The 21,018-nt window shown below is 65.0% G+C and carries 23 protein-coding genes; 20 read left to right on the forward strand and 3 right to left on the reverse strand.

What is annotated here, in order from left to right:
• Window positions 1-52 precede the first annotated feature (52 nt).
• From KY495_RS02750 to KY495_RS02760, 3 genes are all read left to right on the forward strand, one after another.
• Window positions 53-1,018: a GGDEF domain-containing protein gene (locus KY495_RS02750; RefSeq protein WP_229518473.1), complete on the forward strand. Its 966-nt coding sequence runs from the start codon at window positions 53-55 to the stop codon at window positions 1,016-1,018.
• A gap of 107 nt (window positions 1,019-1,125) precedes the next feature.
• A complete protein-coding gene (sbcB, locus tag KY495_RS02755) occupies window positions 1,126-2,574 on the forward strand; it encodes an exodeoxyribonuclease I (RefSeq protein ID WP_219882247.1) in 1,449 nt (482 codons plus the stop codon).
• Window positions 2,575-2,628: 54 nt separating this feature from the next.
• Window positions 2,629-3,711, forward strand: a complete 1,083-nt coding sequence (locus KY495_RS02760) for an alpha/beta fold hydrolase (protein ID WP_219882248.1) — start codon at window positions 2,629-2,631, stop codon at window positions 3,709-3,711.
• A 24-nt stretch (window positions 3,712-3,735) separates the two neighbouring features.
• Here KY495_RS02760 and pyrF read toward each other — a convergent pair whose 3' ends face one another.
• A complete protein-coding gene (gene pyrF, locus KY495_RS02765; protein ID WP_219884037.1) occupies window positions 3,736-4,557 on the reverse strand; it encodes an orotidine-5'-phosphate decarboxylase in 822 nt (273 codons plus the stop codon).
• 128 nt (window positions 4,558-4,685) lie between these two features.
• On the opposite strand from pyrF, the gene KY495_RS02770 reads away from it, so the two are divergent.
• From KY495_RS02770 to KY495_RS02810, 9 genes are all read left to right on the forward strand, one after another.
• Window positions 4,686-5,294, forward strand: a complete 609-nt coding sequence (locus tag KY495_RS02770; protein WP_219882249.1) for a LemA family protein — start codon at window positions 4,686-4,688, stop codon at window positions 5,292-5,294.
• A gap of 3 nt (window positions 5,295-5,297) precedes the next feature.
• Window positions 5,298-6,113, forward strand: a complete 816-nt coding sequence (locus tag KY495_RS02775) for a YgcG family protein (protein ID WP_219882250.1) — start codon at window positions 5,298-5,300, stop codon at window positions 6,111-6,113.
• Window positions 6,113-6,628, forward strand: coding sequence for a TPM domain-containing protein (locus KY495_RS02780; protein ID WP_307728234.1), 516 nt, complete (start codon window positions 6,113-6,115; stop codon window positions 6,626-6,628). The genes KY495_RS02775 and KY495_RS02780 overlap by 1 nt, the downstream gene beginning before the upstream one ends.
• Window positions 6,629-6,691: 63 nt before the next feature.
• Complete coding sequence (locus KY495_RS02785; protein WP_219882251.1) at window positions 6,692-7,456, forward strand: SDR family NAD(P)-dependent oxidoreductase; 765 nt, start codon at window positions 6,692-6,694, stop codon at window positions 7,454-7,456.
• Window positions 7,453-7,932 carry a MarR family winged helix-turn-helix transcriptional regulator gene (locus tag KY495_RS02790; protein ID WP_219882252.1) on the forward strand — a complete coding sequence of 160 codons (480 nt, stop codon included), beginning with the start codon at window positions 7,453-7,455 and terminating at the stop codon, window positions 7,930-7,932. The genes KY495_RS02785 and KY495_RS02790 overlap by 4 nt, the downstream gene beginning before the upstream one ends.
• A 116-nt stretch (window positions 7,933-8,048) precedes the next feature.
• Complete coding sequence (locus KY495_RS02795) at window positions 8,049-8,471, forward strand: organic hydroperoxide resistance protein (RefSeq protein WP_219882253.1); 423 nt, start codon at window positions 8,049-8,051, stop codon at window positions 8,469-8,471.
• A 493-nt stretch (window positions 8,472-8,964) separates the two neighbouring features.
• Window positions 8,965-9,288, forward strand: a complete 324-nt coding sequence (locus tag KY495_RS02800) for a hypothetical protein (protein WP_219882254.1) — start codon at window positions 8,965-8,967, stop codon at window positions 9,286-9,288.
• A 59-nt stretch (window positions 9,289-9,347) separates the two neighbouring features.
• Window positions 9,348-9,761: a VanZ family protein gene (locus tag KY495_RS02805; RefSeq protein ID WP_219882255.1), complete on the forward strand. Its 414-nt coding sequence runs from the start codon at window positions 9,348-9,350 to the stop codon at window positions 9,759-9,761.
• A 177-nt stretch (window positions 9,762-9,938) separates the two neighbouring features.
• A complete protein-coding gene (locus KY495_RS02810) occupies window positions 9,939-10,595 on the forward strand; it encodes a hypothetical protein (RefSeq protein ID WP_219882256.1) in 657 nt (218 codons plus the stop codon).
• 150 nt (window positions 10,596-10,745) lie between these two features.
• Here KY495_RS02810 and KY495_RS02815 read toward each other — a convergent pair whose 3' ends face one another.
• Window positions 10,746-12,284, reverse strand: coding sequence for a dipeptidase (locus KY495_RS02815; protein ID WP_219882257.1), 1,539 nt, complete (start codon window positions 12,282-12,284; stop codon window positions 10,746-10,748).
• A gap of 111 nt (window positions 12,285-12,395) precedes the next feature.
• Between KY495_RS02815 and KY495_RS02820 the strand changes: the two genes are divergently transcribed.
• The 8 genes from KY495_RS02820 to KY495_RS02855 all read left to right on the forward strand — a co-directional run bounded on the left by KY495_RS02820 (window position 12,396) and on the right by KY495_RS02855 (window position 20,412).
• Window positions 12,396-13,256: a pirin family protein gene (locus KY495_RS02820; RefSeq protein WP_219882258.1), complete on the forward strand. Its 861-nt coding sequence runs from the start codon at window positions 12,396-12,398 to the stop codon at window positions 13,254-13,256.
• A gap of 129 nt (window positions 13,257-13,385) precedes the next feature.
• Entirely contained in the window at window positions 13,386-14,702 is a 1,317-nt protein-coding gene (locus tag KY495_RS02825; protein WP_219882259.1) for a sigma-54 dependent transcriptional regulator, read from the forward strand.
• Between the two features lie 315 nt (window positions 14,703-15,017).
• Window positions 15,018-16,400 carry a hypothetical protein gene (locus KY495_RS02830; RefSeq protein WP_219882260.1) on the forward strand — a complete coding sequence of 461 codons (1,383 nt, stop codon included), beginning with the start codon at window positions 15,018-15,020 and terminating at the stop codon, window positions 16,398-16,400.
• A 59-nt stretch (window positions 16,401-16,459) separates the two neighbouring features.
• Entirely contained in the window at window positions 16,460-16,810 is a 351-nt protein-coding gene (locus tag KY495_RS02835) for a hypothetical protein (protein WP_229518474.1), read from the forward strand.
• Window positions 16,810-17,487: a C39 family peptidase gene (locus KY495_RS02840; RefSeq protein ID WP_219884042.1), complete on the forward strand. Its 678-nt coding sequence runs from the start codon at window positions 16,810-16,812 to the stop codon at window positions 17,485-17,487. Before KY495_RS02835 ends, KY495_RS02840 begins: the two co-directional genes overlap by 1 nt.
• A 10-nt stretch (window positions 17,488-17,497) precedes the next feature.
• The gene (locus KY495_RS02845; RefSeq protein WP_219882261.1) at window positions 17,498-17,995 is read left to right on the forward strand and encodes a hypothetical protein; all 498 of its coding nucleotides are present in this window, start codon (window positions 17,498-17,500) and stop codon (window positions 17,993-17,995) included.
• Entirely contained in the window at window positions 17,995-19,335 is a 1,341-nt protein-coding gene (locus tag KY495_RS02850) for an autotransporter outer membrane beta-barrel domain-containing protein (protein ID WP_229518476.1), read from the forward strand. The genes KY495_RS02845 and KY495_RS02850 overlap by 1 nt, the downstream gene beginning before the upstream one ends.
• Before the next feature lie 24 nt (window positions 19,336-19,359).
• On the forward strand, window positions 19,360-20,412 hold the full coding sequence (locus tag KY495_RS02855) for an asparaginase (RefSeq protein ID WP_229518477.1): 1,053 nt from the start codon (window positions 19,360-19,362) through the stop codon (window positions 20,410-20,412).
• Window positions 20,413-20,433: 21 nt separating this feature from the next.
• Here KY495_RS02855 and KY495_RS02860 read toward each other — a convergent pair whose 3' ends face one another.
• Entirely contained in the window at window positions 20,434-20,919 is a 486-nt protein-coding gene (locus KY495_RS02860) for an Lrp/AsnC ligand binding domain-containing protein (protein WP_219882262.1), read from the reverse strand.
• Window positions 20,920-21,018 lie beyond the last annotated feature (99 nt).

Here is a 21,018-nt window from a genome sequence, read left to right on the forward strand (position 1 = left end):
TATGATGCGATTGCCAAGTGGTCAGGGCGACAATCTACGAGTGAGGACAACTTTGGAACAGACAGGCATCTTTGCACAGTCCACGTATACCATCGACGATCTGCAATTGTTTCAGGACTGCGACCACGGGGCGCTGGCACCCCTGCTGGCCAACTGTGCCATCCTCCGGCTGGCCGATGGCGAATTGCTTGAAGACAGCGCCCGGGCGCGGCTGTTCATCGTCCTCTCGGGCGCACTGGCCGTCTCGGCCGATGTGGAGGCCGGCGCGGGCGACGGCGTAGCCAGCCGCATCTTGCCCGGCGAAAGCGCGGGCGAGCAGGCAGTGCTGGACGACAGCGCCAACCTGTCGGCCATGGCCGCCGTGGGCAGCACCGAACTGCTGGTCATTGACGCAGAACTGGTCTGGACGCTCATTGACAAGTCCGGTGGGCTGGCGCGCAACCTGCTGCGCATGCTGTCCTTCAGGGTACGCGCAGCCAATGCGCAGCTGCGCCGCGGCCAGAAGCTGGGCGAGTTCTACCGCAAGATGTCGATGAACGATGGCCTGACGGGCCTGTACAACCGCACCTGGCTGGCCGACATGCTGCCGAAGATGGTGGCCACCGCCCAGCGCGCCGGCACACCCCTGTCGCTGCTCATGATAGACCTCGACCACTTCAAAACGTTCAACGATACCCATGGCCACCTGACCGGCGACGATGCCCTGCGCGCGGCCGCCGGCGTGGTCGGCGTGGCCCTGCGCCCGTCCGACTTTGCCGTTCGCTACGGGGGCGAGGAAATGATGGTGCTGCTGCCCGAAACAAGCGAACTGCTGGCCGTGATGGTGGCCGAACGGCTGGTGGCGCGCATGCGCGAAACCATGATCTTCCCGGACATGCGCCAGCCCCTGCCCCACATCACGGCCTCGGTCGGGGTGGCCGTACTGGCCGAAGGCATGGATGATCTGGGCCTGATTGCCGCCGCCGATGCCGCCTTGTACCGCGCCAAGAATGGCGGGCGCGACCAGGTGGCGCTCTAGAACCCGCGCCGCAATTGCGCGCCAAGGTTGACAGCGGCGCCGGCCTTGGTCAGCATAGGCGCCGCGCGGCGGCATTTCCGCCCGGCGTACGCACCCACTGACCATTCATGAGCACGCATACCTTTCTCTGGCACGACTACGAAACCTTTGGCGCCCAGCCGCGCCGCGACCGGCCGGCCCAGTTTGCCGCCATCCGCACCGATGCCAGCCTCAACGAGATTGGCGAGCCGATCATGCTGTATTGCCAGCCGGCGCCCGATTTCCTGCCCGACCCGCAATCCTGCCTGATCACGGGGATCACGCCCCAGGCCTGCCTGGCGCAGGGCGTGCCCGAGCACGAATTTGCGCGCATCGTGGAGGCCGCCTTCAGCGAGCCGGGCACCATCGGCGTGGGCTACAACACGATCCGCTTCGACGATGAAGTCACGCGCTTCCTGTTCTGGCGTAACCTGATCGATCCCTACGCGCGCGAATGGCAAAACAATTGTGGACGCTGGGATTTGCTGGACGTCATCCGCATGACTTACGCGCTGCGCCCGGAAGGCATCGAGTGGCCGCGGCACGAAGACGGGCGTCCCAGCTTCAAGCTTGAACACCTGAGCCGGGCCAACGGCCTGGTGCACGAGGCGGCCCACGATGCCCTGTCCGATGTGCGCGCCACCATTGCGCTGGCACGCCTGATCCGCGACAAGCAGCCCAAGCTGTTCGATTTCTGCCTGGCCCTGCACAAGAAGGAGCGGGTCGCCACCGAGATTGGCATGCACCTGCCGGCGCCCCAGCGCCAGCCATTCCTGCACGTGACCGGCATGTTCCCGGCCGAATACGGCTGCATCGCTCTGGTCTATCCGCTGGGCACGCATCCGACCAACAAGAATGAAATCCTGGTGTGGGATTGCCGGCATGACCCCTCGGAACTGTTCGGTCTGGACGTGGAAACGATCCGCCTGCGCTTGTTCACCCGCTCGGCCGACTTGCCCGAGGGCGTGACGCGCCTGCCGATCAAGAGCATCCACCTGAACAAATCGCCAATGCTGGTGTCGAACCTGAAAACCCTGTCCGCCATCCAGGCCGAACGCTGGGCACTGGACCTGGAACAGTGCCGGGCCCACGCAGCGCTGGCGGCGGCGGGGCCGGACATGAGCCAGATCTGGGCGCAGGTTTACCAGCGCGCCGCCAGCGTGGAAGAGACCGATGTGGACGAAGACCTGTACGGCGGCTTTGTCAGCAATAACGACCGGCGCAAGCTGGCCTCGCTGCGCGCCGAGTCACCGGCGCAGCTGGCGGCGGCACGGCCATCGTTTGAAGACGAGCGCCTGGCGGAACTCGTGTTCCGCTATCGGGCACGCAACTTTCCCCACACGCTGACGCAGCAGGAAGCGCAGCAGTGGGACGCGCACCGCGCCGCGCGCCTGTTCGACGGCGCCGCCGGCGCACGCACCATCGAGCAGCTCTTTGCAGAGATCGACACCCTGTCCGAAGACGCGGACGAGCGCGCCGAAAACATCCTCGGTGAACTGTACGATTATGCGGAAATGATCGCCCCACCGAGATTGTGACGCCACCCTATGCCGGTGCTACAATCGTTGGCTTACCAACCAACCAAGATTGCCATGCGCTCATCTGCTCCCCTGTGGTTTGCTTCCCTTCTTGCCCTGTCGCCGCTGGTATCGGCCCAGGGAGGCAGCGCTCCCGCGGCGGCGCCGGTCATTGCGTCCGCGCCGCTTGCCTGCAAGGCCGGCCAGGCCATCAGCGAGGAAGGTTTCGTCAAGCTCGGCGGCATCGAGCAGTGGGTGACCATCAAGGGCAGTGACTGCCGCAATCCGGTCATCCTGTTCATCCATGGTGGCCCGGGCAATCCCAACACGCCCTACGCCAACCTGCCGTACAACGCGTGGGAAAAGGACTTCACGCTGGTGCAGTGGGACCAGCGCGGTGCCGGCCGCACGTTCACGCGCAACCCGGCCACGGCCGACGCCAAGCTCACGGTCGAGCAGATGGCAAAGGATGGCACCGAGCTGGCCGCCTTCCTGCAGACCCGCCTGGGTAAAAAGAAAGTGATCCTGTTCGGTGGTTCGTGGGGTTCGCTGCTGTCGGTACACATGGCCAAGATGCGCCCCGAGCTGTTCGGCGCCTACCTGGGCACGGGCCAGATGGTCAAGACACCGGACAACCAGCGTGACGGCTACAACAAGCTGCTGGGGCTGGCACGCGCGGCGGGCGATGGCCCGACCGTCACGGCGCTTGAAGCACTGGGCGACCCGCCCTGGGTCAGCCCGCGCAGCTTCGGCATCATGCGCCGCGCCTCGCGCAAATACGAGGCCATGAGCGCCGAGCCGACGCCCAAGGCCTGGTTTGCCCCGGCACCTGCCTATGCAAGCGAACAGGCGCAGGCGGAGTACGAGCGCGGCGAAGAGTATTCCTTCCTGCAGTTCGTGGGCATGAAGGGTGACGGCATGCTGTCCACGGTGGACCTGCCCAAGCTGGGCTACGACTTCCGCATGCCGGTATTTCTGGTGCAGGGCGAGCACGATCTGATCACGACGCCGGCGATGGCCAAAGGCTATTTTGACGGCATCAAGGCGCCGCACAAGGAATTCTTCCTGCTGCCACGCGTGGGCCACGATCCCAATCCTGCCATGGTGGCGGCCCAGTACGACATCCTCAAAAACAAGATTGCACCGCTGATGAAGTAAATGCCGCGGCGCTGGCGCCGGTCGTCAGTCGCGGTAGCGATTGATGGCGTCGCGGGTTTCCAGCGCCACGCGGCGCGCGGCGTCGGCAAAGTCTTCGGCACCTTGCGGGGCCGCATACAGGATGGCGCGCGAGGAATTGATCATCATGCCCGCGCCCGCTTTGCTCTTGCCGGAGCGCACGGTCGCTTCCACATCGCCGCCCTGGGCGCCCACGCCGGGCACCAGGAGCGGCATGTCGCCCACGATGGCGCGCACCTGCGCCAGTTCTTGCGGGAACGTGGCGCCGACCACCAGCGCGCATTGTCCATGCTGGTTCCACTGGCGGGCCACCAGCGCGGCCACGTGCTGGTACAGGGGCATGCCGCCCACATCGAGAAACTGCAGGTCCGAGCCGCCCGGGTTGGAGGTGCGGCACAGCACGATCACGCCGCGCTCGCGCCACTCCATGTACGGCTCCACGGAATCAAAGCCCATGTAGGGATTGACGGTCACGGCATCGGCCAGGTAGCGGTCGTAGGCTTCGCGCGCGTACTGGCGGGCGGTGGCGCCAATGTCGCCGCGCTTGGCGTCGAGGATGACGGGAATGTGGGGATAGCTGGCCTTGATGTAGGCACACAGCTGCTCGAGCTGGCGTTCCGCCCCGAGGGCGGCGAAATAGGCGATCTGCGGCTTGAACGAACAGGCCAGGTCCGCGGTCACATCGACGATGGCCTTGCAAAACTGGTAGATGCCATCGGGCTCGTTCTGGAACCGGGCCGGCATGCGCGTGACATCCGGGTCCAGACCCACGCACAGCAGCGATTGGTGGGAAGTCCAGGCGGCAGAGAGCTGGTCGATGAAGTTCACGGGGGCCTTTTTATCATGCATTTGACAGGCCGACATTGTACCCCGAGCCCATGCACGGTTGAAAAGACGCTTTCTACGCATTTCGGGTATATTTTGTTCATTCGACAACTTGTTACGGACAACCAATCATGACCACAACCGCTTTCTCGCGCTGGCCCCAGCTGTTCCTGGCCACGCTGTTCGCCACCCTGCTCTCCGGCTGCGGCTACAATGAATTCCAGACCAAGGATGAAGCCACCAAGGCTGCCTGGGGCGAAGTCGTCAACCAGTACCAGCGCCGCGCCGACCTGATTCCCAACCTGGTCAATACCGTCAAGGGCTATGCCGCCCACGAAAAGGAAACGCTGGAAGCGGTCACCCAGGCGCGCGCCGCCGCCACCAGTTTCCAGATCACGCCCGAAGTACTCAACGACCCGGCCGCCTTCCAGAAGTTCCAACAGGTGCAGGGCCAGCTGTCGAGCGCGCTGTCGCGCCTGATGGCCGTGTCCGAGGCCTATCCCAACCTCAAGGCCGACACCAGCTTTCGCGAACTGCAGTCGCAGCTCGAAGGCACGGAAAACCGCATCACGGTGGCCCGCCAGCGCTATATCACCACGGTCCAGGACTACAACGTGCAGGTGCGCAAGTTCCCGACCAATCTCACGGCGATGATGTTCGGTTATGAAATCAAGCCATCGTTTACCGTGGAAAACGAAGCCGCCATCTCGACCGCGCCTGCTGTCAACTTCGGCAAATAAGCCATGGCCATGCTGCGCACCCTGCTGACGCTGGCACTGGCCCTGGTGCTGATGGCCGGCGCCCGGGCCCAGGACCTGCAGAGCGTGCCGCCCCTGACCGGCCACCTGATGGACCAGGCCGGAATGCTGACGCCGGACGAGCGCGCCCGCCTGGAAGCCTTCCTCACCGAATACGACACCAGGACGGGCAGCCAGATTGCGGTGTTGACCATCAAGACCACGGCCCCGGAACAGATCGAGCAATTCAGTATCCGCGTGGCCGATGCCTGGAAGCTCGGGCGCAAGGGCATTGACGATGGCGTGCTGCTGATTGTGGCGCCGGATAACACCAGCGCCATGCGGCGCCTGCGCATCGAAGCCGGGCGCGGCGTCCAGGGTGTGCTCACCGATGCCCAATCGAAACGCATCCTGTCCGACGTGATTGCGCCCTACTTCCAGAATGAACAGTACTACGATGGCCTGTACTCGGGCGTGGCGGCCATTGCCCACCTGCTCAACAAGGAACAGTTCCCGGCACCACCGGTCCAGGCCCAGGTTCCCTATTCTCAGCAGCAAGGCGATGGCGGGGGCGGTTCCCTGCTCATCCCCCTGCTGGTGTTTGGCGCCATCATCGTGATGCGCATGTTCCGGCCGCGCCGTTCGCGCCTGGCAAGGGGTGGCTGGGGCAGCGGTGCTACCGGCTTCATCCTGGGAAGCGCACTGAGCGGCCTGGGACGGGGCGGTGGCGGCGGCTTTGGCGGCGGTGGTGGCTTTGGCGGCGGTGGCTTTTCCGGCGGTGGTGGCAGCTTTGACGGCGGCGGCGCCTCGGGAGACTGGTAATGAGCATGCATTTTTTTGACCGACTCAAGCGGCAATGGCGCCACTGGATGTCCACCACCAGCAAGGGCAAACAAGCGTTTTCCGACGACACCCTGGCCCGGCTCGGGCAGGCCATCGGCGCCGGCGAGCAGCGCCACCGGGGCGAACTGCGCCTGATTGTGGAGCATGCCATGCCGTCCGACGCCATCTGGGACGACATGAGCTGCCGCCAGAGAGCCATTGCCCTCTTTGCCGAGCATGGCGTGTGGGATACGGAAGACAATTGCGGCGTGCTCCTGTACATCAACCTGGCCGAGCACAAGGTGGAAATCGTGGTCGACCGGGCCATTGGCCGCAAGATCGACCATGGCACCTGGAAGCAGGTTTGCCAGGGCATGACCGAAGGCTTTGCCAGGGGCGAATTTAGCGCCAGCACCCTGGCGGCAGTCGAGCAGATCAACACACTGCTGGCCCAGCACTTCCCGGCCAGTGGTGCCCGTGCCAACGAGCTGCCTGACCATCCGATCGTGCTGTAAAAAAGCCAGCGTCGGGTCCGGCCTGTAGGTAGAATTCGCATTTCAATCAGTTGAAAGCAATGCATGAGACTTGAGAACAAAGTTGCCATCGTCACCGGGGCCACCCAGGGTATTGGCCTGGCGTGCGCGCGCCGCCTGTTGCAGGAGGGCGCACGGGTGATGCTGGTCGATATCAAGCCCGAGGGTGAGGACGCGGCGCGTGAACTGGGCGAGCAGGCCCGCTTCTTTGCGGCCGACGTCAGCCTGAAAGTGGACGTCGACGCCATGATGGCGGCCACGCTCGCCCAGTTCGGGCACGTCGATATCCTGGTCAACAATGCCGGCGTCACCCACGCCGCTGATTTCCTCGACCTGTCCGAAGACGACTTCGACCGCGTACTGCGCATCAACCTCAAGTCCATGTTCCTGTGCGGGCAGGCGGCCGCCCGCCACATGGTCAGCCAGGGCAGCGGTTGCATCATCAATATGTCGAGCGTCAACGCCGAACTGGCCATTCCCAACCAGGTGCCCTACGTGGTATCGAAGGGGGGCATCAACCAGCTGACCAAGGTCATGGCGCTCAACCTGGCGCCGCACGGCATCCGCGTCAACGGCGTCGGTCCCGGAACTATCCTGACGGAACTGGCGAAAAAGGCGGTGCTGGCCAGTGCGGAGGCGCGCCACACCATCCTGTCGCGCACGCCCGCCGGGCGCTGCGGCGAACCGGAGGAAATTGCTTCCGTAGTGGCCTTCCTGGCCAGCGAGGACGCGTCCTACATGACGGGCCAGACCATGTATGTGGACGGCGGCCGCATGGCCCTGAACTACACGGTGCCGGTCCACGAATGAGCGAAGATAGCAAGCAGGCGCTGCCGGCAGACGTCAACCCGCTGGAACTGGACCTGCAGTTCTGCTTTGCCTTGTATTCCGCCTCGCATGCGATGACGCGGCGCTACAAGCCACTGCTCGACAGGCTGAGCCTGACCTATCCGCAATACCTGGTCATGCTGGTGCTGTGGGAGCAGGACGGGATCCTGGTCAAGGACATCGGGTCACGCCTGTTTCTCGATTCCGGCACCCTGACGCCATTACTCAAGCGCCTGGAAGCCAATGGCCTGGTGACGCGCAACCGCGACCCGCAGGACGAGCGCCAGGTGCGCATCCTGCTCAGCGATGCGGGCCGGAAGCTGCGGGAACGTGCCGGTGTCATTCCCCAACAGGTGCTGTGTGCCAGCGGTGAAGAACTCGCATCGCTGTGCCTGTTGCGCGACGATCTGGCGCGGGTGCGGGACCGGCTGTTCAAGGCCAGCGAAGATGCGTCCTGATCCTTGCCACGCCACACATTACGGCAATCAAATTGTGCGCAATTAAATTGTGCGATCTTAAATTGTGATATATTTACTTCTCAATGCTTGTTCACCCACCTGCCGAGGAGTTTTCTATGACTACACTGTATACCGCCCACGCCACTGCCACCGGAGGCCGCGACGGCCGTGGCGTATCCGACAACAAGGCGCTTGATGTAGCCTTGTCCACCCCAAAGGAACTGGGCGGCGCCGGCGGCCCGGGAACCAACCCTGAGCAATTGTTTGCCGCTGGCTATGCAGCCTGCTTTCTGTCGGCCATGAAACTGGTTGGCGGCGCGCTGAAAACCCCGATTCCGGCAGACAGCAGCGTGAACGCCTCCGTTGGCATCGGCCCCAATGACAAGGGCGGGTTCGCCTTGAGCGTCAAACTGAATGTGACAACGCCTGGCATGGCCCCGGAGGCGGCCCAGGCGGTAGTCAACAAGGCACATGAAGTCTGCCCTTATTCGAATGCAACCCGGGGCAATATTGATGTGGAAATCGCCGTGAATCAGTAAGTTATACGGCGCATGAATGTCTGGTATCCGAAACAACAATTAGACATATATTTTGCTGCGCACCATAATAGTGCCTGTCTCCACTATTCTCCTCCAAGAAGATAGTTTAAGCCCGCTTTCACCAGCGGGCTTTTTTTTGGCTGATTTACCGCGCGTTCAGGTTCGGCAAAACAAGGAGTTTTTTGATCCATGTCATAGAGAAGACACACTGTTTCGCTAAACTTTGTTCCAGCTTCCATACACGCAACCGATATGCCTGATGGCAGTCAGGTGTGCCAGCCCCGGTGCGGCACACCACTCCGAATTTTCCGAATTGCGCGATTGCATCGCACCAAAAGCGAGCGCAATCGCGCCTGTGCTGCACCATTCCGGTTCCGCTTGTGCAGGTGATAAAAAAGCGGATTTCCCCTTGAAGACAGGCGCCGATCTAGTATCATGAATGCCCCGACGTCTTTCCGAACCCTTTTGCATTATTGCCAAGCGGAGTATTCGAATGAGTCAACATCTTCTTGAACCAGAAGCCCGGGAACATCATCATCACGCCGCGCCCGGCCGCCGCCATCATCCCGACGACGAGCAACTGATCCTCACCGAGTTCGATCCAGACAAGGTGATCGATCACCTCGAGCCTGAAGAATCGGCCATTGACCTCATCACCTTCGGCACGGTACGCGAGACCTGTCCCAAGTGCCAGCACGCCCACCTCAAGCTCGTGTTGCGCCAGCGCCGCGTGCGGCTTGCCCACCTGTTCTGCGCCGATTGCCTGAGCTGTTTCGATGCCCATTACAGCAATGGAAAGTCGGCGCTGACCATCTAGTACCGCGCCGCAAGTGGCGATTGCATGGTAAGGTGGCCGTTTTAGGCTGCCTCACCTTCATGTCTTCCCTGCTGAATCTTCTCGTGCTGGACGAGCGTCTGCGCCGCCAGCGCTTTTATGTTGCCCTCCTGCTGTTTACTGTCATCCTGATCGTCGGCTCCATTCCCGGTGCGCGTCAGGAAATTGGCGTGTTCGCCAGCGGCATCATTTTGCACAGCGTTGCCTATTCGACCCTGACCGTGCTGATGTTCACCGGCGTTCAGGGCAGCCGCAAGCGCCGCGCCATCGTGGCGTCCCTGGCCGTCATTGCCATGGGCGCACTCGACGAACTGGTCCAGAGCGCCCTGCCCTACCGGGTCGGCTCACTGGGCGACTGGCTGGTCGACAGCGTGGCAAGCCTGATCACGGCCGCCACCATGTGGGCACTGCTGCCCGTGCCCCAGCCGGCCGCGGGCGCATCGCGCAGCGACTGAGTACACGCGGCCGATCACCCCGGCCCCAGTGCCGGTTCAGCGCCAATCTCCCATCTTTGACAAGCCTCAAGTGACCCTCAGTCTGCTGGAACGCGGCTGGGCATCGACTCTCTTACTCGGGTGGCACGCGCGATTCTCACGCATGGCAAAAAACACCCAAACAATAAGGAGTTGATCATGAAGGGCATGAAACTTAGCGTGCTCCTGGCAGCCCTGCTGGCAATCGGCCTGGCAGGGTGCAGGTCCACCGGCATGACGGATGACAACGCGGCTTCCACCACGGTCTCCAGCGACAGCGACACACCCATGGCCAGCGGCAGCGGTACTGCGGCAGGCACTGGCACAACGGCGGGCACCTCCACAAGCGCTGGCACCGGCACCAGTGCAAGCAGCGGCGCGGGCACCTGGAGCGGCAGCACTGCCAGTGGCGCGACGGGAACGGCTGGCGGGGCGGGGAGCATGGCAGGCACCGGTACGGGCAGGGCTTCCGCGAGCACTGACCCGGCGCAGGCGTCCACCGCGCCTCCTCCCGGTATGGCACAAGCCTACGCTGCCGCGGCAACCGGTGCACCCAACAGCACCGTCACCAGTATAGAAGTGGTGCCGCGCCACAGCAGCGGCGCCGCTACGGCAGCCGGCGCCACAGCTGGCCAGGGCGCAGTCGGCGGTTCGTCCACCGCTGGCACTACGGGCGCTTCCGTCACGGGGGACAGGTCGTATCGCATCACCTTGCGCATGGACGACGGACGCACTCAGGTCATCACGCAAGACTGGGCACCGGCGTTCGGCACTGGTGAGCGGGTTCGCATGATAGATGGGGTGATCCGGCGCTGAGCATCTTCGAAGAGGTGCATTGAACTGGCAGCGATCACGCAATGCATGCCTCCTCGCACGCCGGTCATTCTGCCTTGTGCCATAGTGCCATAGTGCCATCGTGCCAGCGCCCCGTCCCGCTCGGGAAGTGGCCGGGTGCGCTGCGGGTTCCTATTTGGCCAGTTCGACCAAGGCTGCCGTGTACATCTGCAGGTTCAGCAGCAGCTGGCGCATGGTGATGAATTCATGCTCGGAGTGTCCCGTGTAGACCTTGCCCGGCATGGCCGGACCAAAGCTGACAGCGCTTGGAAACAGGCGCGAATTGGTGCCGCCGCCCACCGACACCGGCTGGGGATTCCTGACCCCGGTATAGTGCGAAAACACGGAAAGCAAGGTGGGCACCTGGGGCGCCGAAGCTTGCACCCATGGCTCGCTGATGTACAGCGCCAGCTTGTCGAGCGCCACGGCCCGCCGCTGCTGCCATGCGGCCAGCGCGGCGCGCAGCTGTGCTTCTACCTCGGCATTGCTCTTGCCGCGCGGGCGGCGCAGGTTGATGGTCAGCTCAGTGCCGTCGGGATGATCCTTGATCACCGTCGGGGCCAGGGTCATGGGCCCCATGAAGGGGTCGCGGTAAGCCACGCCGCCAAACTTTTCCGCGTGGATTCCGGTGCCGATCATGTCATTCAAGAACGTCACCAGGGTAGCGGCGGTGGTGGCGGGCCATGGCTGCACATCAAGGGCGGCCGCCAGCATGCTCACGGCATTCAGGCCATCCTGCGGCTTGGACGAGTGCGCCGATATGCCACGCGCCTCGATGCGCAGGTGGCCGCTGCCCTGGGGCGTGAAGGTGTAACGCATCCCGGCCTGGGCCGCCGCCCGGCGCCGAATCGCCGCCTCCAGCGGCGCTGGAACATTGGCCAGTACGGCCCTGGCGTCTTCCGGGATCTGGCTGCCGAAAAAGCCGCCGCCGAACTCACTGATATAAGCCCCGCTGTCAGGTAGCGGCAGGCGCGGCACGGTGAAGCGTATGCTGCCGTATCCTTTCTCGGCCGTGACGACGGGATACTCGGCATCAATGGTGATGTTGATTTGCGGCGGCACATGGGTCTTGAGGAACTCCGACAGCGGCGTCCAGTCTGACTCTTCGGCCATGTAAACATACAGCTCAAGGCGCTTGCTCAGCGCGATCTTCTGATCCTTGATGGCCTTCATTGCGTACATTGCCGTAGCGATGGGTCCCTTGTCGTCTTCCGTACCGCGACCGATCAGGCGTCCCGGTTCGCTGGTCCGATCAAGCACAAAGGGCGATTTCTTCCATTTGGTCGGATCCACCGGCTGGATGTCGCCGTGGGTAATGATGCCGACCCGCTCGCTGGCGGCACCGAGGCCGATGATCACAATGTAGCCGTGGTCGGCATAGTCCAGCCCAAGCCGGGCGGCATGGTCTTTCAGGTACTTTTTAAATCCCAGGTGCTGGGGATTGCTCTCAAACGGCACGTCTTTGTCGGCCACTGTATTGAAACTGACCATGGCCGCCAGGCTGTCGACCACGTCCTTGCGGTAAGTCGTCACGGCATGGCGCGCTGCCTTGATGGCTGCCGGTCCCGGAACCTGGGCAGCAGCAGGTGCGCCGGCGGCAGCGCCACCTTGAAGCAGGCACAGCAAGGCCGCGGCCACAAGGGGCTGGAAAAACGTTGAAGTAAGCTGCATGGGAATCGACCCTGGAACATGACCGCATGAGTCTAGCACTTATTGCCTCGCAACATTCCACCTGCGACACCGCCACCGATGCGGTATGGTGAGGTCTACAAGGAGCCCTGCATGCATGCAAAAACGGTAAAGCGCGTCCATCCCGCGATGCGCGACGACATTGGCGACCTGCTGACCCAGCGGCCGCTGCCCGGCCCGGACACCAGCCAGATCGATCCCTATCTGTTCTTGAACCATCACGGTCCCCAGGTGTATCCGCCCGATAACGACGGCTTGCCCTTCGGCCCCCATCCCCACCGGGGATTCGAGACAGTCACCTTTATCATCGATGGCGCCCTCATGCACAAGGACAGCGCAGGCCACGCCAGCACGATCGGTCCCGGCGGCGTGCAATGGATGACGGCCGGCAGCGGCCTGGTTCACGCGGAACTGTCGCCCCAATCCTTCATGCGCGACGGCGGGCCGCTGGAAATCCTGCAGCTGTGGGTCAATCTGCCGGCCCGCCTCAAGATGAGCGTGCCAAAGTACATGGGACTGCAAGCAGCAGACATACCGGAAATTGAGGAAGATGACGGCAGGGTGACCATCCGCCTGGTTGCCGGGCAATGGCAGCAACAGCACGGTCCCATCAGCTCGCTCACCGGGCATTTCATGAGCACCATCACCATGGCCCCGGGCGGGCAGTTGCGAATCGACGGCCTGGCCGCGCGCAATGTGCTGCTGTACGTGATCCGCGGCGCGGTCCATATTGGTCCGGACCGGGTCGGTGCCCTGCACCTGGCGGAACTTGGCAGCGAAGGCGGCCATATCAGCCTGTCCAGCGACGAGGGCGCCATGCTCCTGTTCGGCCATGCCAAACCGCTCGGCGAACCGGTGGTGGCGCACGGGCCGTTCGTGATGAATACGCGCGAAGAAATAGCGCAGGCCGTGGCGGACTACCAGGCGGGGCGCTTTGGCGCCGCCCCGGCCTGACGGGCAGCCGACGCCGGGCCGGGCAAAAGCGCGACCTGGATCAAACCAGGCCGTAGAACCAACCTCGTCCAGATCCATCGAACTCAGGCGATGCAAGCGCGCCTGCCGGCGCGCCCGCCGGAGCCATTCATGGATAACAGGAAGCTGATCTGCGTCGACCTCGATCACGCCCACCCCACCCTGCCCGAGGGCTGGGAATACCACCACTGCGCCAGCCTGCGTGAAGCCGCTACCTTGCTGCGCAGCGCGCACTTTCCGCTGGGCCTGCTGTGCCTTGGCGCGCGCAGCGACGCGGCCGTGCTGGGCCGCTTTCTGCGCCAGCACTGGCACACCCGCTGGGTGGCGCTGGCAGTGCCCGGGGTGCGCGACACGCCGCTGGCGGCGCTAATTGCCGAGCACTGCAGTGACTATTGCACCAGTGGCACCAGTGGCCCAGACCCGGCTACGCTGGCCCTGGTGCTCGGGCACGCCTGGGGCATGGCCAGCCTCGCCGCGGCGCCCCCTGCAGCCGTGCGCAGCACCGATCCGATGGTCGGCACCAGCGATGCCATGACGCTGCTGCGCTCCCAGGTGCGGCGCATGGCACAGGTGGCAGCGCCGGTGCTCATCTGGGGCGAGAGCGGCACCGGCAAGGAATTGGCAGCGCACGCCATCCACGGCCTGTCGGCGCGCGCGCGCGGCCCTTTTGTTCCCATCAATTGCGGCGCCATCCCCGCTGCACTAATCCAGTCCGAGCTGTTCGGCCACGCGCGCGGCGCATTTACCGGGGCCGCGCGTGACAAGGCTGGCCTGATTGAATCTGCAGCCGGCGGCACCTTGTTTCTCGACGAAATTGCGGATCTGCCGCGTGAATTGCAAGCCAATCTGTTGCGCTTTTTGCAGGAAAAGACGATCTACCGCATCGGTTCCACGCGCAGCATGGCGATCGATGTCCGCATCATTGCCGCCTCCCATGTCGACCTGCAGCAGGCCGTGCAAGCCGGCCAGTTCCGCGAAGACCTGTATTACCGCCTGAACGTCTTGCCACTCACCGTGCCACCCCTGCGCGCGCGGCGCGCGGACATCGTGGCGCTGGCCGAGCATGTCTTTGACAGTCACGCGGCAGATAAGGCGGCACGCCTGAAAGGCTTCAGCCAGGCCGCGCGCCAGGCCATGCGCGAGTATGACTGGCCCGGCAATGTGCGCGAGCTGATCAACCGGGTACGGCGCGCCATGGTACTGGCCGAGGGCAGGCTGGTGTACCCGGATGACCTGGGCCTGGGCGGCGACGCACCCCTCGCGGACACGGCCGCCCAGCTGCACGACAGGCGCAGCCTGGCCGAGCGCAGCGCCATCCTGGCCAGCCTGGCCAGAAGCGGCGGCAATGTGACACATGCCGCGCGCGAACTGGCCGTTTCGCGCATGACCCTGTATCGCCAGATGGCCAAGCACGGCATCGGGTCCTGAGTACCAGCGCGATCACTCCACCTGTCACAGCCATGCGACAAGCCGCAAACGTCACGATGCAGCCGCGCAGGCCCGCAGAGAACGGCCGGCAGCGGCGCTGTGCCGGCTGTTGCCGTCACAGGGGCGCGACAGTTGCCGACCAGGCGTGCAGGCAGCGTAGCGCCAGCGCCGCTCTGGCGCCACACCGGCACCGCTTTTGCCTGCCAAATCAAGCACTTGCCCCAGCCCGGCGACGCTGGCACCAAGTTTGCAGTAAGCCTCACAACCGGCCAGGCGTGCCGGATCAAGGTCAACCACATCAAACAAGGGGTACATATGAAACAAACCATTCTGGCCACCGCCATTGCCCTCGCGTTTTGCGCAGGGGCCCATGCCGATCCTGTGAATACGGCCACCAATCCTTCGGGCAGCAGCGGCGGCGCGCTCACCCAGACCGCCACCGCGACGGCCACCCAGAGCGGACCCGGGCCGCAGGCGAGCGACGATTCCGTGGCCACCCAGCTGTCCGATACCAGCAACGACAAAAGCAGCAACCAGAACAATAGTGCCGGCGATGCGCTGGGCATGGGACCGGGCGTGTCGGCGGCCAACAATGCCTCCACCGCCACTTCGAGCATGGACAACAGCTATAACACTTCCACTGCCACGGCCAGCAGCAGCCTGACCGGCATAGTCACCGGCAACGCCATCGACACCATCGGCAATACCGCCAGCCATGCGGGCAGCAACGGTGGCGGCAGCGGCGCAGGCGGCGCGGGCGCGGCCGGCCTGGGCGGCAACGCCACCGGCGTGGGCGGTAGCGGCGCGGCCGCCGCAGGCGCCGGCGGCGGCAGCGGCGCCGCCGGCGGCACCGGCACCAATGGCAGCGCGGCCAACGGCGGTCCGCTGGCCGCAGGCTCGACAGGCGGCAATGGCGGCGCCGGCGGCAACGGGGGCGCAGGCGGCATGGCGCTTGGCGGCAATGGCGGCGACGGCGGCACGCCCATCGGTGGCAATGGCGGCAACGGTGGTCCTTCGCTGGGCGGCACCGGCGGCACCGGCGGCAGCGGTGGCACAGGCGGCCTGGCATTGGGATCGACCGCCACGGGCAGCAACCAGGCCACTGGCGGGGCCGGCGGCACGCCCGGCACTGACATGGCGGCCGGGGCAGGTGGCGCCGGGACCACGGGCGACAGCAGCACCATGGCCGGCGACACCACGGTGGGCGACACCGGCGGCGGCGGCAGCGGGGAGGCCGGCGGCAGCGCCACCGGGGGCGCGGGCGGTGCGGGCGCGGCCACTTCCAGCAGCGGCGGAGCAGGCGCGGCTGCCACTGTGGGCGATGGCGGCAGCGCCGGCGCCGGTGCGGCAGGCGGCGGTGCCACTGGCGGCACCGCCAGCAACGGCTCGCCTACCGTCGGCAACGCCAGCGGCGGCGCGGGCGGCATGGGCGGCGCGGCCGGCAGCAATACCGGCGGCGGCGGTGGCGCCGGTGGAGCCAACGTGGCGGGCGCCGGCAGTGGTGGCAGCGGTGCTGCCGGCACCGGGGGCGCGGGCGGCACCAGCACGGTCGATGCCGGCACTTTCGACATGTCCAACACCATGAGCAATGTCGGCCAGTCGGCCGCGGGCATCATGGCGACGGTGCAAAACAATGGCTTCTCGTCGCTGATCCAGCAAAGCGTCAACGTGCAGTCCAACCTGAGCCTGGGCCGCTGATCCTGCGGCCGGCGCGGTGGCAGGCGCCGGCCGTAACATCCATTTTGCAAGGAGAAACCATGGCAGTTCCATCTACCCGCATGCGCCGTCCGCGCCTTGTGGCAGGCCTGATCTGCGCCATGCTGGGCGCGCCGCTGGCCGCGCGCGCGCCTGACCACGTTCAGTCAAGCCTGGGACCACCCATTACGGCCGGACAGCTCGCAACGGCGCGCGGCACTGGCGGCGTTAGCCTCAGCACCACCCTGGGCGGCGCCGTGACGGGCAATACGGCAAGCGAACTGGTCACAGGCGCCAACACGATCGCGGGCGGCGCCCTGGCCGGCGCCAGCGGCGTGCCGGTGGTCATTCAAAACACGGGCGCCAACGTACTGATCCAAAACGCCACCGTCATCAACCTGCAGCTGCAATGATGAGAAACCCGCTTCTCCTTGGCGCGCTCCTGGTGGCGGCCAGCCCTCCGGCGATGCCGCTTGAGCTGGCCGTGGGCGGCGCGCGCTTTCAGCTGCCCGTCGGCAGTGTGCAGGCGGCCCGTTTTGGCCACACGCTGCGCCAGCAATACGATTTCAGCTGTGGCTCGGCCGCGCTGGCCACCCTGCTCAGCTACCACTACGGCTATCCCATCTCGGAGCAGGAAGTGTTTGCGCACATGTACCAGCAAGGCGACCGGGCCAGCATCGGCAAGGCCGGCTTTTCGCTGCTCGACATGCAGCGCTTCCTCGCGGCGCGCGGCTTCAAGGCGGACGGCTTCCAGCTGCCGCTGGCCAGATTGGAGCAGGCAAGGCTGCCCGCCCTGGCCCTCGTTGCAGAGAAGGGCTATCGGCATTTCGTGGTCATCAAGGGCATCGCCGGCAACCGCGTGCTGCTGGGTGATCCCTCGCGCGGCACGCGGGCGCTTTCGGTGGCCGACTTCACCCGCATCTGGATCGGCAGCCTGCTGTTTGTCATTCACGGACCTGGCAGCGAGCGCGTGCGTTTTAATGACGCGGCCGACTGGCGCGCGGCCCCGGCGGCTCCCGTGGCGGCGACCGTGCCCCGCGACATGTTGCACAACACCACCCTGCCGCGCCACGGACCGGGTGACTTTTGACAGGAATTCCATGAAGTTACGCAATCATTTATGCATGGTGCGCTGCCTGCCAGGCCTGATCCTCACGCTGGTGGCGCTGCAAACGCCCGTGGCAGCTGCCACGCCGCACGACTGGCAGCCCGTTGCGGCAGCCCGCCTGGCCGCCCTGCGCGGCGGCTTTACCGTGGCGCCAGGCTTGCACCTTTCCTTCGGCATCGAACAGCGCGTGGCCATCAACGGGGTCATGGTAGCGCGCAGCGCATGGACGGTGCTGCACGGCCGCCAAGGACATCCGGGACCCGGCGCCCCGGCCATGCTGCTCGTGCAAAATGGCAGCACCCAGGCCATGCCGGCTGGGTTGGCGCCTGACGTGGGAGCCGGCATGCTCATCCAGAATACGCTCAGTGATCAGCACATTGGCAGCCAGACCACCATACACGCTGCCGTCAACAGCGCAACCCTGCTTGACGCAATCAATTTTCAAGGGCAGTTGAGCGACGCCCTGGCGCGCGCTGCAGCGGCGAACTGATGAGGGCCAGGATGATGCCCAAGCTGCCCCGGCAACTGCGCTACGCCGCGCTGGCAGCCCTGCTCCCTGTGTCGCTGGCACATGGCCAGACACCGGCAACGCCACCCGTGCAGGCCCAGCTTGCTGACCTCCAGCGCCAGCTGACCGAGCAGCGCGAACTGATCGATGCGCTGCGGCGGGACCTTGCCGGGCGCGCGGCGCCCCCCGTGCTACCCGACGCGCTGCAGGCCAGCCGGGGCACGGGCAAGCCGCCAGCCACGGACCCTGGCATCCAGGGGGCGCAGTCCTTGCCTTTGCCGTTCCCGGCAGCGCCCGCCCGCCCAGCTCTTGCCCTGGCCCAGGGGCCCCGGCAGGCTCGGCGCTCCCCGACCGCTGCCCCCCGGCCGCCCGCGGTGGCGCCCCTGTTCGAGCAGCCTGGTGTCCTCACGCCACAGGGCAAGCTTGTCCTGGAGCCGGCACTGCAGTTCGGGTATTCATCGAGCAACCGCGTGGCCCTGGTCGGTTACACCATCATTCCCGCCCTGCTGATCGGCCTGGTGGATGTGCGCGAAGTCAAGCGCAATACCACCACCGCCATTTTCGGCGCCCGCTATGGCGTCAGCAAGCGCCTCGAGGTGGAAGCCAAGCTGCCTTACGTGTATCGTTCCGACGCCACGGTCAGCCGCGAAATATTTACCGGCACGGCAGTGGAGAATGTATTTTCCACCAGTGGCAAGCATGTGGGCGACGCGGAAGCCGGCCTGCGCCTGCAGCTAAACCGGGGCGGGCCGAACCAGCCCTTTTACGTCGGCTCCCTGCGCTGGAAGTCGCGCACCGGGCGCGACCCCTTCAGTGTCGTCACCGATTGTGCGCGGCGCTGCATCGGCCCCAATGCCAGCGGTACCGGCCTGCCCCTGGACTTGCCAACCGGCTCGGGCTTTCACGCAATCCAGGCCGGCCTGACCTGGCTGTTTCCCTCCGATCCCGCCGTGTTCTTCGGCAGTGTCAGCTATCTGCATAACTTCCGGCGCAACAATGTCAGCCGCACGGTGCTGGGCGGAGAAAAGGAATTTCTGGGCGACGTCAAGGCCGGTGACATTGCCGGCTTCAATATCGGCGTGGGACTCGGCCTGAACGAGCAGGCGGCGCTGAGCCTGGGTTACGACCACAGCACCATTGGCCGAACCCGCCAGGACGGGGTGCCGGTCGCCGGTTCCGTGCGCACCCAGCTGGGCACGCTGCTGCTGGGCATGTCCTACCGCAGCAGCGAGCGGCGCAGCATCAACGTGTCGGTGGGCGCCGGGCTCACGCGCGATACGCCCGATGTCTCGCTCACCGTGCGCATGCCCACCAGCTTTTGACGCTGCCGCCCATTCCCGGCTACCATGGAAGCTCCTGGTCTCTATGGCGGCGCCACCATGCATCCTGTTCCCCTGGTCCACACCACGCGCGGCTATGCCGACACCGGCTATACCACCGAAAACGTGCACATGGGTTCGGTGGCCGTGGTCGATGCCGGCGGCAAGCTGCTCTGGTACGCGGGCGACCCGGACTTTCTCACCTTTACCCGTTCGGCGCTCAAGCCCTTCCAGGCACTGCCCTTCCTGCTCAGCGATGGGACGGCACGCATGGGCCTGACAAGCGGGGAACTGGCCCTCATGTGTGCCAGCCATTCGGCTGAAGAAAAACACTTGCAGGTGGTGCAATCGATCCTGTCCAAGACCGGCCTGGACGAAACCCATCTTGCCTGTGGCTGCCAGGTGCCGCTGTATTACGACAGCATGGGGGTCACGCCCCCGGTGCAGGCATGGCGTTCAGTCCACCACAACTGTTCCGGCAAGCACAGCGGTTTCCTTGCGTGGTGCCGCCTGCACGGCGTGCCCACCAGCGGCTATGTCCAGCGCGACCATCCGCTGCAGCAGGCAATCCGGCGCACGCTGGCCGCGGCCGTGGGCGTGCCGGAGTCAGCCATGCCGGTGGGCATGGATGGCTGCTCGGCGCCCAATTACGCCCTGCCCCTGTCCACCCTGGCACAGCTGTTTGCCCGCCTCGCAAGCGGCAGCAAGGATCCCGTACTGGGCCCGGCGATGGGCGAGCTGTACCAGGCCATGACGCGCTTCCCGGACCTGGTTTCGGGCGAAGGGCGCTGCGACCTGGCCTACATGCGGGCCGGCGAAGGCGACTGGGTCAGCAAGGTGGGGGCCGATGCGGTGCAAACCATCGGCGTGCGCTCCGCAGGCCTGGGCATTGCCATCAAGATTGCCGACGGTGGCGTGCGGGCGCTGCACGTGGCAACCTGCAGTGTGCTTGATCAGCTCGGGCTGCTGGGCCTGGAGCAGCGGGCGCAGCTGGAGTCCTTCCGCCAGCCACTGATCAAGAATGCCCGGGGCATGACGGTGGGCGATGTGCGGGCCGTGCTGCAACTTCAGCCAGCCTGAGCACCGGGCGGTGGGCACGCCTTACTGGGTTGCCAGCACCAGCGTTTCCTTGATTTCTTCCATGACCACATAGCTGCGCGACTGGGCCGCACCCGGCAATTCCAGCAGCATGTCGCCCAGCAATTTACGGTATTCAGCCATTTCGTGGATGCGCGCCTTGATCAGGTAATCAAAGTCGCCCGACACCAGGTGGCATTCCTGCACTTCGGGAATGCGCAGCACTTCGCGCCGGAACTGCTCAAAGGCCGAGGCTGATTTCTGGTTGAGCGTAATTTCCACGAACACCAGCAATTTGGCCCCCACGGCGGCGGGATCGACCCGCGCGTAATAGCCGCTGATCACCCCGTCGCGCTCCATGCGCTTGACCCGCTCGATGCAGGGGGTGACCGACAACCCCACCCGTTCCCCCAGCTCCTTCATCGAGATGCGGCCCTCCTGTTGCAGGATGTGCAGGATATGCCGATCGAGTTTATCGAGGGTACGGCTTGATTCTTTCTGGATTCTCATTAACTTCCACCAAATAGGCGAGCTTTTACGTGAACAAACACTGGTGAAAACCCAATAATATAGCCGATATTCTCGAAAATCCATCTAATTAAGGGGCAA

Origin of the sequence: Massilia sp. PAMC28688, assembly GCF_019443445.1 — a bacterium.
Classification (GTDB): Bacteria; Pseudomonadota; Gammaproteobacteria; order Burkholderiales; family Burkholderiaceae_D; genus Telluria_A.

Coding starts and splice junctions, on each gene's coding strand:
- sbcB (WP_219882247.1), top strand. CDS start 1,126: ATGAGCACGCATACCTTTCTCTGGCACGACTACGAAACCTTTGGCGCC.
- KY495_RS02760 (WP_219882248.1), top strand. CDS start 2,629: ATGCGCTCATCTGCTCCCCTGTGGTTTGCTTCCCTTCTTGCCCTGTCG.
- KY495_RS02770 (WP_219882249.1), top strand. CDS start 4,686: ATGACCACAACCGCTTTCTCGCGCTGGCCCCAGCTGTTCCTGGCCACG.
- KY495_RS02775 (WP_219882250.1), top strand. CDS start 5,298: ATGGCCATGCTGCGCACCCTGCTGACGCTGGCACTGGCCCTGGTGCTG.
- KY495_RS02780 (WP_307728234.1), top strand. CDS start 6,113: ATGAGCATGCATTTTTTTGACCGACTCAAGCGGCAATGGCGCCACTGG.
- KY495_RS02785 (WP_219882251.1), top strand. CDS start 6,692: ATGAGACTTGAGAACAAAGTTGCCATCGTCACCGGGGCCACCCAGGGT.
- KY495_RS02790 (WP_219882252.1), top strand. CDS start 7,453: ATGAGCGAAGATAGCAAGCAGGCGCTGCCGGCAGACGTCAACCCGCTG.
- KY495_RS02795 (WP_219882253.1), top strand. CDS start 8,049: ATGACTACACTGTATACCGCCCACGCCACTGCCACCGGAGGCCGCGAC.
- KY495_RS02800 (WP_219882254.1), top strand. CDS start 8,965: ATGAGTCAACATCTTCTTGAACCAGAAGCCCGGGAACATCATCATCAC.
- KY495_RS02805 (WP_219882255.1), top strand. CDS start 9,348: ATGTCTTCCCTGCTGAATCTTCTCGTGCTGGACGAGCGTCTGCGCCGC.
- KY495_RS02810 (WP_219882256.1), top strand. CDS start 9,939: ATGAAGGGCATGAAACTTAGCGTGCTCCTGGCAGCCCTGCTGGCAATC.
- KY495_RS02815 (WP_219882257.1), bottom strand. CDS start 12,284: ATGCAGCTTACTTCAACGTTTTTCCAGCCCCTTGTGGCCGCGGCCTTG.
- KY495_RS02820 (WP_219882258.1), top strand. CDS start 12,396: ATGCATGCAAAAACGGTAAAGCGCGTCCATCCCGCGATGCGCGACGAC.
- KY495_RS02825 (WP_219882259.1), top strand. CDS start 13,386: ATGGATAACAGGAAGCTGATCTGCGTCGACCTCGATCACGCCCACCCC.
- KY495_RS02830 (WP_219882260.1), top strand. CDS start 15,018: ATGAAACAAACCATTCTGGCCACCGCCATTGCCCTCGCGTTTTGCGCA.
- KY495_RS02835 (WP_229518474.1), top strand. CDS start 16,460: ATGGCAGTTCCATCTACCCGCATGCGCCGTCCGCGCCTTGTGGCAGGC.
- KY495_RS02840 (WP_219884042.1), top strand. CDS start 16,810: ATGAGAAACCCGCTTCTCCTTGGCGCGCTCCTGGTGGCGGCCAGCCCT.
- KY495_RS02845 (WP_219882261.1), top strand. CDS start 17,498: ATGAAGTTACGCAATCATTTATGCATGGTGCGCTGCCTGCCAGGCCTG.
- KY495_RS02850 (WP_229518476.1), top strand. CDS start 17,995: ATGAGGGCCAGGATGATGCCCAAGCTGCCCCGGCAACTGCGCTACGCC.
- KY495_RS02855 (WP_229518477.1), top strand. CDS start 19,360: ATGGAAGCTCCTGGTCTCTATGGCGGCGCCACCATGCATCCTGTTCCC.
- KY495_RS02860 (WP_219882262.1), bottom strand. CDS start 20,919: ATGAGAATCCAGAAAGAATCAAGCCGTACCCTCGATAAACTCGATCGG.